The organism is Levilactobacillus bambusae (assembly GCF_003124125.1).
GTDB classification, from domain to species: domain Bacteria; phylum Bacillota; class Bacilli; order Lactobacillales; family Lactobacillaceae; genus Levilactobacillus; species Levilactobacillus bambusae.
This window is the reverse complement of record NZ_QCXQ01000022.1, coordinates 1-1,484: the sequence shown is the minus strand read 5'-3', so window position 1 is coordinate 1,484 and position 1,484 is coordinate 1. Positions and strand designations below refer to the sequence as shown.

Here is a 1,484-nt window from a genome sequence, read left to right as displayed (position 1 = left end):
TAGATCAAATGTCATCGTTTTTGAGTGGAAATCATACTTGGTCGCTTTGATTTCTATAGATTTATAGTTATTCCCATAATATACCTTGGCATTTTTAGAAACATTACTTATCTTTCCAAGAATTTCAAAGTGTCCATCTTTAGACGGACTTAGAACACCATAAATTTTTGATTTGATTTCGTCAAGTTTCTCAGTTTCATATTCTAGATCAGTCCCATCATCGTAGGCTATTATATTTCCTTTATCATCGTATTTATAATCACGCTCTACTGTTCTTGTTCCACCATTTACAAAGTCGTCTTCTTGCTTATATTTCTTTTTAATGAGTTTCTTTAGGTCTTTATTTTCAAAGTCTCTAATTGTTGAAATAGTTTTATGAATATTAAAGAGAGATTTTCCTTCGATAGACTGATTATCTACTAAAAGGTTATTTTCCACCTCAGCTGTCTCTTTGTTTAGGCTATCATCTTTAACATTTTTTAAATTCTTAAATTTAGATTCAGGAATTTCGCCAAGCTTTTGGTATTTAGATGAATCCTGATCAGGATCTACTAGATAATAGGAAATCATCCCTTTTTCATCAGCTTGATTAGCAAATTTAATCCTATGGATTTTGGTAAAGTTGCTTGCTCCATCTAGGGCGATTACTTCGATGATTTTTCCTCTTAGATCTCCTGCTCCGCTAATTTCATAGATAGTATTCCCATCTTTATCAAGCTTCCTATTTCTTCCTTGACCCTCACCTGCATAAGTTACTTCAAGATTTTTCTCAACCTCTCCATCTTCATTAACAAGAGCAGCTCCTGCATACCACGCCTCATTTGCAATCTCATCAAATTTTTCAGGATGTTCTTTTTGATCTCTAGCAAATAAAGTTTCATTCTTGTATTGATCTTTTACCTTGTGATAAGTATCCTTTGTGATTAGCTTAATTTTTTCAGGATTTGAAAAATCAACCGAAACAATCTTAGGGGCTGTGTTATCAATTTTTACAGGAATATAGGAAACCTGCCATGGGTAATCTTTAGTTAATCTATATTTAAATTTATAGAAATATTGACCTTCTGCAATCGGTTCAAATTGACCTCTTATCTTAGTAGCAGGATCTTGGTTATCCTTACTTTCTGGGGCATTTTCTTCTCTACCTCTTGGGTTATAGATGAGTCCATCCCATTTCAAGTCACCCCAAACTTTTAGTTTGGATGATTTGATTCCCTTTGCGTCATTTCCCTTAGAATTTAGAATTCCTCTTATGAAGTGCTCTCTTGATACAACTTTAAGGTCTTTTTGGTTTTCTCCTTCTTTATTGGTGTTTACAATTGAAATTAGTCCTTCTTCTGCACTTCTTAGAACAAGTGGAGATGGAGTTAGTCCTCTTTCTAGTTGAGCATCTTGAGGATTTCCATTTGAATCTAAAGGATAAATGTTAGCAATCTTAGAACCACTAGTGGATTCTGCATGAACACCTTGGTTGTTAAAGGCAA

Annotated in this window: 1 pseudogene; it reads right to left on the bottom strand. The window is 33.8% G+C overall.

What is annotated here, in order from left to right:
• Positions 1 to 1,484, bottom strand: a pseudogene (locus DCM90_RS09690) (hypothetical protein); the annotation flags it as partial.